Here is a 10874-nt window from a genome sequence, read left to right as displayed (position 1 = left end):
CCGCCCAGGACGGCCCCCGCCCAGGACGGCCCCCGCCCAGGACCGGAACCGGCCTTCCGGCCACGGCCCCCCGCCTGACCGCGCGGCGGCAGGCCGGCCGACCGCTTCCGGGCATACGCCTCACCCGTTCCTGTGAGGCCTTCTACACTCACCGTCACGTGACGCACCGAAGTGGGGGGCCGGATGGCGCTGAACGAGACGGCCGGGCAGGGGGACGGCACCGCGGCGGGACCGACGCTGGAGAGCCTGCTGTCGGTCATGGGGGCCGGTGCGCTGGAACCGTACACGGCTCCCCGCGGCCTGGGGGTCGTGGTCGAGGGAGTGACCGTGCTGGACCCGCTGGAGGCGGGGCCGCCCCGGGGGCAGGTGGTGCTGGCCGTGGGCGTCGATCCGCACGCGGCCGCCGCCGTCGACGTCGTGCGCGAGGCCGCCGGATCGGGCGCGGCCGCGGTGGTCTTCGGGCCGGGGAGGTCGGGGCGGCCCCCGGAGGCGCTGCGGGCGGCCGTCGAGGACGCCGGTACGGCGGTGCTCTTCCGGACGGCGTGGTGCGGCTGGACCGAGCTGGTCGGCGCGCTGCGGGCCGGTCTGGTCCTGTCCGGGGTCCCCGCCGACCCGGCGGTGGCGGCCGTGCTGCCGGGCGACCTGAACGGGCTGGCCGACGCGGTGGCGGTCCTGGTGGGCGGCGCGGTGACGATCGAGGACGTGGAGTCCCGGGTCCTGGCGTACTCGTCCACGAAGGAGGACGTGGACGAGTTGCGCCGGCTGACGATCCTCGGCCGCCGGGTGCCGGAGTGGCGCGTGGCCGCCATGCGGGAGGCCGGGTTCTTCCAGGCGTTGTGGGGCTCGGGGGACGTCATCCACCGGCCGGCGCACGGGGAGAATCCCGAACGCCTGGTGGTGGCGGTCCGGGCGGGCGGGGAGATCCTGGGATCGATCTGGGTGGCGGCCGCGGGCGGTGACCTCCCGCCGCACGCCTCCGACACCCTGCGGTCGGCGGCGCGGGCGGCCGCCGCACACCTGCTGCACCACCGGTCGCACCGCACGCACGCCCGGCTGGTCGAGGACACGGCCCGCGCGCTGCTCGACGGACGGGGATCCGCCGAGGTACTGACCGAACGCACCGGGATACCGGCGCACGGGCACTGCGCGGTCCTGGCGGTACGTCCCGGAGCCTCCTGCAAGGGGGAGGAGACCGGAAGGCTGTGCGCCCTGCTGTCCGTGTGCTGCGGCGCGAACGGCCTCACGTCCGTGGTGGTGCCGGTCGACCAGGGGGCCCTGGTCCTGGTGGGCGCGCTGCACCAGGACGTGCGGCGGGCCGTCGAACAGGTCGCACGCCTGGGGAGGTCACTGGCGCGGCAGGTGGCCGACGCGTTCGGGCCGGAGACGAGGGTCGGTCTGGGCACGGTGGCCGACACCCTGGCGGCCCTGCCCGGGTCCCGCCGGTCGGCGGACCTGGCACTGAGGGCCCTGCTCTCGCCGGGAGAGCACCGCACCGTCGCCTCCGCGGACGAGGTGGCCGAGTCGATCGCCCTGAACCAGATGCTGGACACGCTGACGGGACCGGACCCGGCGCCGGAGACACCGGTGGCACGCCTGGTGGCGTTCGACGCCGGGAACGGCGGGGGCACCCTGGTGCGGACCCTGCGGGTGTACCTGGACCACTTCGGCCATGTACCGGACACCGCCCGGGAGCTGGGGGTGCACGCGAACAGCCTGAGGCACCGGATCAGCCGGATCACCGAGGTGTCCGGGCTCGACCTCCGCAGTCCGGACGCCCGGCTCCTCGCCCAGCTGCAGCTGCGCCTCCTCGAACGCGGGGGCCGGGAGGCGTGAGCGCTCGGGCGCCGCCACGAGGAAGGGACGGTTCCTTCGTGCCCGGGCACGAAGGCGGCCGCGCCACGCCCGCGGTTTCGCTCCGCGGTGAGAACCGCGCGGCGGAACACCGGGACTCCCGACGAAGACGCCCGTACCGCCGCGACGGGAGTCTGGTGGTCCGCCCCACGGCGATCGTGGGGCGGTGAGACCCCGGTTCAGGGAGGGTGCACGATGAGTGGTTCCGGCAAGGCCGACCGGCGTGAGCGGATTCTGCGGGCAGCCGTACAGCAGGGACTCCTGGAACCCGAGACGGCCGTACTGGCCGGGTTCGTCGACCTCGACGGCGTCAACGAGACCGTCACGTCCCTGCGGAGCGCGTTCCCCGACTCCCTCCGGGTCCTGCACGCGTTCGCGGCCAAGGCGAACTGCCTGGTTCCCGTACTCGAGGAACTGCGCCTGAGCGGCATGGGCTGCGAGGTCGCCAGCGCGGGCGAACTCGCCCGGGCGCTGGAGGCGGGCTTCGAACCCGCGCACATCGTGTTCGACTCCCCCGCCAAGACGCGGGCCGAACTGGCCCGGGCCCTGAGCCTGGGGGTCGCGGTGAACGCGGACAGCTTCCAGGAACTGGCGCGGCTGGACGAGATCCTGGCGGTCCGCCGTTCCGGCTCGCGGATCGGCGTGCGCGTCAACCCCCAGGTCGGCGCCGGCTCGATCACCGCCATGAGCACCGCCACCGCGACCTCGAAGTTCGGCATTCCCCTGGAGGACGAGGGCAACCGGCGACGACTGCTCCAGGCGTACCGGGACCGCCCCTGGCTCACCCGGGTGCACACGCACGTCGGCTCGCAGGGCTGCCCCCTGGACCTGATCGCCCGGGGCATCGCGAAGGCGGTGGAGTTCGCCGAGGAGATCAACGCCCACCTCGGCCACCGGCAGGTCACCGGCATCGACATCGGGGGCGGACTGCCGGTCAATTTCGCCGACGACGAGACGACGCCCGGCTTCGACACCTACGTGGACCACCTGCGCGCACACGCGCCGGCCCTGTTCTCGGGCGCGTACGAGATCGTCACCGAGTTCGGCCGCTCCGTGCTGGCCAAGAACGGGTTCACCGCCGCGTACGTCGAGTACACCAAGACCGTCGGCGGGCGTCCCATAGCGATCACCCACGCCGGAGCACAGGTCGCCACGCGGACGGTGTTCGCCCCCGACGCGTGGCCCCTGCGGATCGAGGCCCACGACCCCAGCGGCCGGGCCAAGCACGGCCGGCCCGTACGGCAGGACGTCGCGGGCCCGTGCTGCTTCGCCGGCGACCTGCTGGCCCGCGACCGGGCGCTGCCCCTCCTCGACGTCGGCGACCTCGTCGTCGTCCCGGACACCGGCGCCTACTACTTCTCCACGCCCTTCCACTACAACAGCCTGCCCGAACCCGCCGTGCACGGCGCCCGCGTCGACGCCGACGGCCGGGTCACCTTCCGGCTGCTCCGCCCCGCGCAGGCCGCCCACCCGATCCCGGCCCTCGCCGGACGGTGACCCCGGCTCTCCCGCGTACCCCGCCAGAACCCCGACCGCAGCCGCTCGGGCCGGCGCGACCCGAGCGACCGTGCCCGGCTGCCCGGGGAGAACCACCACACCGAGGAAGGCAGGTGCAACCGCCATGAAAGTACGGCGCGCCCGGTCAGGGTGCTCCACGGAGGAAGCGGCACCCCCGGGCCGGCGGGGGGTCACCGGACGACGGCTGTCCGCCGCGGGGGCGCGCTGCGGCCGGGCGACATGTGAGGCCGCGCGGTGGATCTCACGCCGCCGTCGCATCGCGGCCGACCAGTTCCTCCGGGGCGCGTGCTACGGAGCGGGCACGGCCGTGGTGGGTCTGCTGGCGGTGTGGGCACAGACCCGCTGACGGCGAGGAAGCCCCGGACCGACAGTCCGGGGCTTCCGACACCGCCGGCGGGCGACGCGAATCGGACCCGCGCTCCCCGCCGGGGAACCGAGGGCGCCCGTGCCTGCCGTACGGCCCTGACGCGCACCGCGCCTGCCGTACGGCCCTGACGCGCACCGTGCCTGCCGTACGGCCCTGACGCGCACCGGGCCTGCCGTACGGCCCTGACGCGCACCGCGCCTGCCGGGGATGCCGCCGGCCGCACCGCGCCCCCCGGGGGGAGGCGGGACGCCCGGTGCGGCCGGACGGCGGCTGTGTCGTGGGACGCCGGGGCGGTCGGTCACCGGGAGAGGGCGTCCGCCGCGTCGACCTGCCGGCCCGCTGACGTGCCGTGGCACGCCGCACACCGACCGGACGAGTGCGACACCCACGGCGTGCCCGCCGGCCCGTCTCGCCAAGTCGCCTTAATACGTTCCTCAGTTGTCACCCGCATGCCATACGCTGCGTCTCCGGCAGCGTTCGAACACCAGTCTTCGGGTGAGGGGGAACGCGCGGCCGTTCGTTTTCGTCCGGTGCACACCGGGATTCTTCTGTGGGGGTTCACATCACTGTGCGCAGGCGCAGCATCGCGACCGCGACGGCACTCGCGGTCGTCCTCGGTTCCGCGGCCCTGGTAGGGGGCGCGGCGGGTCCGGCATCGGCCGACTCCGCGAAGGCCCTTCCGGTGAAGTCGGTCGGCGACATGGTCGTCGACGGCGTCCACCAGCGGGTCTACGTCTCCGATCCGACCGGCGGCACGATCGTCGTCACCGACTACAGCGGCACCGTGAAGGCGACACTGACCGGCCTTTCCGGCGTGACCGGCCTGGCGCTGTCCGCCGACTCCGGGCAGGTGTACGCGGCCGTGAAGAACGGCAACCGGATCGTCTCGGTGGAGACGAGCACGTACACCCGGACCGCGAGCTACCCGGTGGGCGTGGCTCCCGGCGACCTGGAGGTGGTGGACGGCCGGATCTGGTTCGCCCACGGCACGGACTTCGGCTCGCTGGACATCTCCGGCCCCGAACCCGTCGTCCGCCTCGCCCAGCGGGGCGACGTCGACTTCTACGGTGCCTTCGGGATGTTCCTGGCGTCCGACCCGGCCGTCCCGGGCGTCCTGGTGGCCGGCAACGGCGGTGACCTCGCCGTCTACGACGTCTCGGCCGACGGGGCCGCACTGCGGGTCAAGGGCTCCATGGACACCGCCGTGAAGCAGCTGGACCTGACGCCCGACGGCAAGCGGGTCCTCACCTCGTGGGGCGACCCGGAGTACGGCTACGGCCTCGGCTCCTACTCGACCGCCGACCTCACCGAGGAGTCGGGCTACCCCGTCGACGCCTACCCGAACGCCGTGCGGGTCGCTCCCGACGGCAGCGTCGCGGGCGGCAGCTTCTCCTGGTACGACCCCGACGTCCACATCCACCGGCCCGGTGACCCGGTCCCGGTGCGGGAGTACGACTTCCCCAACACCGGCAACAGCAGCGGCGCCGACACCCTCGTGGACGGAGCGCTCGCCTGGGCGCCGGACTCGAGCCGGGTCTTCGCCGTCTCCGTGAACACCTACGGCACCCGCACCCTGCGTGCCCTGACCGACCCCACCAAGGAACCGCCCGCCCTCAAGGTGTCGGCCCCCGCCAAGTCGGAACGGGCCAGGAAGCTCACCGTCACCGGCAGGCTGACCTCCAGGACGCCCCTCCCCTCCGGCACCGGTCTGAAGGTGACCCGTACGGACGTCGAGTCGCCGAAGGGCAAGGCGCTGGCCGCCGTCAGGACGAAGGCGGACGGCGGCTTCTCCTTCACGGACACACCGCCCGCCGGCGGCAAGGTCACCTACAAGGTCTTCTACGCGGGCGACGCCACGCACGCCCCGGCCTCCGGCTCGGACGCGGTGGACGTCTCCCGCAAGGCGACCGCGCTGAGCCTGAACAACAACGGCAAGCTGTACTCGTACGGCAAGAAGGTCACCTTCACCGCGCACCTCGGCACGACGTACAAGAACCGCACCGTCTCGATCTACGCGGACCCCTTCGGCTCCGACAAGCCGAAGAAGCTGCTGAAGACGGGCAAGGTCAACTCCGAGGGCGACCTGTCGGCGACCGTCACCATGACCCGCGACACCGCCGTCTCCGCGGTCTTCACCGGCGACGCCCGCTACGCCTCGAAGACCGTGAAGTCCACGGGGTACGCCCGGGTGAAGGTCTCCACCGCCGTCTCCAAGCACTACAGGACGGGCAAGATCGGCTCCACGACGTACCACTACTTCCGCAAGAACACCGATCCGGTGTTCACCACCACCATGAACTACCACAAGGGCCGCAAGCAGCGCTTCCAGCTCCAGGTCCACTACCAGGGCAAGTGGTACGACACCACGTCCGAGTACTTCGCCCTCGGCACCAACGGCAAGTCGGCCGTGCGCCTGGAGGCACCGGGCGAGTCCGGCATCCGCGCCCGCATGCGCTCGTCGTACGTCAACGGCTCCTCCGGCGACACCGTCAACTCCACGACGCACGGCGCCTGGAAGTACTTCACCTTCACCAAGTAGTCCGCCCCGGCCCGCGCGTCCAACCCGCGGGCCGGGACCTTCGCCGCGCGGGAGCTGCGGGATCTGAGTACGGACCTGAGTACGCCCACCCATGCTCCGCGGCGTGACGCGCACCACACTCCACGGTATGGCCCACCTACCACCACCGGCCGAGGAGCTGCGGATCCTCGACGCGGAGCTGTGGCGACTCGACGCCCGCCGCGCCCAGTTGCTGGCCCGCCGTGCCCAGCTGATCGGTCTCCTCCAGTCGGCCCTCCCGCCCGCGCCGCCGGCGCCGCGGCGGCCCGAGACCACCGCGCCCCGTGTGCAGAACGTGCTCCTCGTCCTCGGCGGCGTCCTGCTGACCGTCGCCGCGATGGTGTTCACCCTGGTCAGCTGGGGACATCTGGGGATCGCCGGGCGGTCCGTGGTGCTCGCCACGGTGACCGCGGCGGTGCTCGGCGCCCCCGTGCCCCTGCTGAAGCGCGGGCTGCGCTCGACGGCGGAGGCGCTGGCGGGCCTCGGCCTGGCACTGACGGCGCTCGACGCGTACGCGCTGCACGAGGCCGCGCTGACGGCCTTCGACGGCACGGGATACACGGCCGTCGCGGCGGCGGTCCTGGCCGGGGCGTGGTGGGGGTACGGCAGGGGGCTCGGTTCGCTGCGCATCCCCTTCCCCGCCGCACTGGCCGCCGCCCAGTTCCCCCTGCTGCTGTGGGCGGTGGCAGCCGGCGCGGGCCCGTACGCGGTCACGGCCGCACTGTTGCTGACGGCCGCGTTCGACACGGCCGTCGCGCTCCGGACCTCCGCGAGGCCCCCGCGCGTCGCCGCCGCCGTCGGCGCGTACGGGGCGGGCGGCTGGGGCGCGGCGCTGGCCTGCGTGCTCTCCTGGGGGGCCGTCGGCTCGGGCGCCGTAGCCCGTGCGACGGCGCTCCTCGCCCTCGCGGCGGCGATCGCGCTGTACGCCGCATGGCGCGTCCCGCGGCCGGGCCTTGCCACCGGCGCCGCGGTGACCGGCGGGCTGCTCCTGGTCGCGGCGCTCGGCGGAGTCCCGCGCGCGTCGCTGCCCGGGGTGTGGACGGTGCCCGGCTATCTGGTCTGCGGGGTCGGGCTGCTGGCGGCCGTCCGTGATCCGCTCCCCGGACCCGTGCGGCGCGGTGTCGCCCGGGCGTCGGCCGCTGTCCAGACCCTGGCGGTGGCGTGGGCGCTGCCCCTGGTCGTCGTGGCGCTGCTGGGGCCGGTCGGATGGACGGGACGGGTCTGGTCCGGGGCGCCGGCGGACCTGCGGGCCGCGGTGACGGTCCAGGCGCCCTGGCCGGCGGACGCGGCGGTCGCGCCGTTGGTGCTCGCGGTCGCCGCCGCGGTTCTGGCCGGGACGGCCCGCGCCACCACGGCCTGGCGCGCCCCCGCCGCGGCCGGTGCCGTGGCCCTGGTCTGGGCGAGCGCGCTCGTCCTCCCGGCCGCATGGCGACTCCCCTACACGGCAGGGCTGTTCGCGCAGGGGCTGACGGCTGTGGCGGCGCTGGCCGCGGCGGCGTACGCGCGTCGGACGCCGGCGTCCCTCACCGCGGTCGTCCTCTCGCTGCTCACCGCGTCCGGCCTCGCGTTCCTCTCGCTCGCCTCCCGGGGCACGACCCTCGCCGTGCTCGCCGCGCTGACGGCGGTCTTCGCGGTCGCCGCCGCGCACCGGCGTCTGACCGCCGTCTGCGCGAGCGCGTCCCTGGCCGGTGCGGCGGGTCTGGCGTGCGCGGTGGGCGCCGCCGCGGGCCGGCCGCCCGCGCACACGGCGCTGCTGGTCCTGATCGTCCCGGCCGCCGCGGCCCTGCTCGCGCCGCGGATCCCGCGGACCCCGGTCCCGGTCGACGTCACGGGCGCCGTCGTGGGGCTCCTGGCCATCGGGCTGGCCGTCACCGACGCACCCGTGCTGGCCCTCGTCCTGGCCCTGTGCGGGGTGATCGTCGCGGGCACCGCCGTGCGCGCGGACCGCCGGCAGGCCGGGTACGCGGCCGCCGCGCTCTTCGTGTCGGCCACCTGGGTGCGGCTCGGCTCGTGGGACGTGGGCGCCCCGGAGGCGTACACCCTGCCGGTGACCGTCCCGGCGCTGGCCGTGGGCCTCCTCCGGCGCCACCGGGATCCCGAGGCCTCGTCGTGGACGGCATACGGTCCCGGGCTCTCGGTGACGCTCGTGCCGAGCCTGTTCGCGGCGTGGGCCGACGTGGACTGGCCGCGCCCCCTGCTGCTCGGCGCGGCGGCCCTCGTCCTCACCCTGTGGGGCGCCCGCCACCGGCTCCAGGCGCCGCTCGTCCTCGGCGGGAGCGTGCTCGTGCTGGTCGCACTGCACGAACTCGCCCCCTGCCTCGCGCCGTTGGCGGGCGCGCTCCCCCGCTGGCTGCCGCCCGCGCTCGCCGGACTGCTGCTGCTCGTGCTGGGCGCGACGTACGAGCAGCGGCTCCGGGACGCCCGACGACTACGGGAGATGCTGGGGCGTATGTGCTGAAGGCCGGCAACGGCCGGCTGCCGAGGCGCGCGCGGAGGCCCGAGGGGGAGGCCCGAGGGGAGCAGGCCCTGCCCCGGCGTCAGGCCGCCCCGGCCCTGGGAGTCCCGGCCCCGAAAGTCCCGGCCCTGGGAGTCCCGGCCCTGGGAGTCCCGGCCCCGGGAGTCCCGGCCCCGAAAGTCCCGGCTCCTCGCGTCTTTGCGATCGGGCACGGCGAGGGGGACCGGGCCAAGGCGGCCACGCACAGGACCTGTGCGGAAGCGCTCGGAGGCCGACTGCGCCGTGCGATCGATGCGCTTTCCCGGCCGGTCCTACGGGCGGATCAGCGCAGTCCGGCGAAGAGATCGTTCTCGGGCAGGGCCGCGCCGGTGGCGTCCTGGACACGTACGAAGGTCTCCATGCCCATCAACTCGCCGAACCTCTCCTTTCCCATCTTGAGGAAGAAGATGTTCTCGCCCTGACTGGCATGCGCGGCCAACGCGTCGAACTTCTGACCGCTGAACGCGGTGGTGTCCACCCACGTGGTGACCTCATCGTCAGGTAGGCCGATCTCGGCCATCGCGGCGGCCTCGGCAGGGTCCGGCTCCGGCATGTCCGGATGGAACTCGCGCATGATCTCGCCGAACCGTCGCATCCCCGAGCGGGGCATCGTGGTCCAGTACACCTTCGGTGTCAGCGCGGTCGTCTCCAGCGCCGCCATCGTGATGCGGTGGGCTTGGATGTGGTCGGGGTGGCCGTAGAAGCCGTTCTCGTCATAGGTGACGACCACATCAGGTCGGTAGTGCCGCATGAGTTCCGCGAGTCGGGCCGCGCCTTCCTCCACGGGGGTCTGCCAGAAGGATCCGGGGGCGTCGTTGCTCGGCCAGCCCACCATCCCGGAGTCGGCATAGTCCAGCATCTCCAGATCGCTGACCTTCAGGACCTCACAGCTCGCTTCGAGTTCCTGGCGACGCATCGAGGCGACCGCCGCCGGGTCGTGCCCGGGCTCGCCCGGCTTGACACCCCCCGGCCCGTCACCGCAACCGCCGTCGGTACACGTCACGAGAACCGTGCGGATGCCTTCCGCCGCGTACCGCGCGAGGACACCTCCGGTTCCGGTGGCCTCGTCGTCGGGGTGGGCGTGTACTGCCATGAGCGTCAAGGGCCGGTCAGTCATGAAACAGTCCTCCTGCGGATATGAGTCCTGGCCCGAGTACGCGGCGGGCGTGCCGCGATCCTGGAGCCCGGATCCTGGTGGGGCGGACGACCTTGCGGCCTCAGTGCTTCCGCGGTCCGGCGCCGGCCCCTCGGTCGGTGCAACCGCGCCGGACGCACCGGCTGTTCCCGGCGCGGCCACTTGGCCTTCGAGCGTCGGCGTTCAACGCGACCGGGGGACAGGCGCGACCTGCACGTCTCGGCACCACGTCGGATTCGGCTTCCGTCCGACACCAGCCGTGAGATCCCGATCGGTGTGCGGGTCCGGGGAGGCGCAGAGCGGCTGAGCGCGGCAGTCGGAACACCGGGCGGCGAACGAGGCGATCATGGCGGCCGGCCTCCTGGTCATGTCCCCGCTGCTGCTGGCCGAGCTGGATCACGTCGCCACGCGCGAGCTCGGCAGGGAGGCCGCCCTCGGCGCGGTCGACGACCTCCGGCGCTGGATGGGCCGGGGGCGTGTCGTCATGCCGGAGATCACGGAGGACCACCTGGGCGCCGCCCAGTCCGTCCGCCTCCGCTACCGTGCGCTGGACCTCGACCTCGCCGACGCGGTCAACGTGGCGCTCGCCGCCGACTACGACGCGGACGCGATCCTCACCCTCGACCGACGCGACTTCCGGGCCGTACGCCCCTTGGGCCACCACAAGGCGTTCCGGGTACTCCCCGACGATCTCCCGCTCTGACCCAGCATCCTCCGCAGCCAAGCGCCCACTCCCGCAAGGGACATGTGACCTCCCACGACGAGCGCTCGGTGAAAGCGAGGGTCGGTGCCGTGCAGCGGGGTGAGCGGCTTGGCGCCTCAAGGAGCTCGTGTTCTCCGTGCGCCCGATGATCCGGGTGCGGCAGCGCCTGTGAAACGCGGCAACGGCACCCCGACGAGCAAGCCCCGGGCCGATGACCTGGGGCTTGAAGAAGAGCGGGTGACGAGAACC

General features: G+C 73.9%; 5 protein-coding genes and 1 pseudogene. 5 read left to right on the top strand and 1 reads right to left on the bottom strand.

What is annotated here, in order from left to right; translation table 11 throughout:
• Nucleotides 1-183 precede the first annotated feature (183 nt).
• The 4 genes from ACIA6T_RS10350 (at nucleotide 184) to ACIA6T_RS10335 (ending at nucleotide 8751) form a co-directional block, all read left to right on the top strand.
• Nucleotides 184-1833: a PucR family transcriptional regulator gene (locus ACIA6T_RS10350; protein ID WP_399446129.1), complete on the top strand. Its 1650-nt coding sequence runs from the start codon at nucleotides 184-186 to the stop codon at nucleotides 1831-1833.
• A 213-nt stretch (nucleotides 1834-2046) separates the two neighbouring features.
• Nucleotides 2047-3348: a diaminopimelate decarboxylase gene (locus tag ACIA6T_RS10345; protein WP_399446128.1), complete on the top strand. Its 1302-nt coding sequence runs from the start codon at nucleotides 2047-2049 to the stop codon at nucleotides 3346-3348.
• A gap of 956 nt (nucleotides 3349-4304) precedes the next feature.
• Nucleotides 4305-6275 carry a YncE family protein gene (locus tag ACIA6T_RS10340; protein WP_399446127.1) on the top strand — a complete coding sequence of 657 codons (1971 nt, stop codon included), beginning with the start codon at nucleotides 4305-4307 and terminating at the stop codon, nucleotides 6273-6275.
• A gap of 91 nt (nucleotides 6276-6366) precedes the next feature.
• Entirely contained in the window at nucleotides 6367-8751 is a 2385-nt protein-coding gene (locus ACIA6T_RS10335) for an SCO7613 C-terminal domain-containing membrane protein (protein ID WP_399446126.1), read from the top strand.
• Between the two features lie 319 nt (nucleotides 8752-9070).
• Here the strand turns inward: ACIA6T_RS10335 and ACIA6T_RS10330 are convergent, their stop codons facing one another.
• Entirely contained in the window at nucleotides 9071-9904 is an 834-nt protein-coding gene (locus tag ACIA6T_RS10330) for a PIG-L family deacetylase (RefSeq protein WP_399446125.1), read from the bottom strand.
• A gap of 337 nt (nucleotides 9905-10241) precedes the next feature.
• Between ACIA6T_RS10330 and ACIA6T_RS10325 the strand changes: the two are divergent.
• Nucleotides 10242-10625, top strand: a pseudogene (locus tag ACIA6T_RS10325) (PIN domain-containing protein); the annotation flags it as partial.
• Nucleotides 10626-10874: the final 249 nt, after the last annotated feature.

Source organism: Streptomyces sp. NPDC051740, assembly GCF_044453165.1.
Lineage (GTDB): Bacteria > Actinomycetota > Actinomycetes > Streptomycetales > Streptomycetaceae > Streptomyces > Streptomyces atrovirens.
The sequence above is the reverse complement of the archived record's forward strand: the minus strand, read 5'-3'. Positions and strand labels throughout refer to the sequence as shown.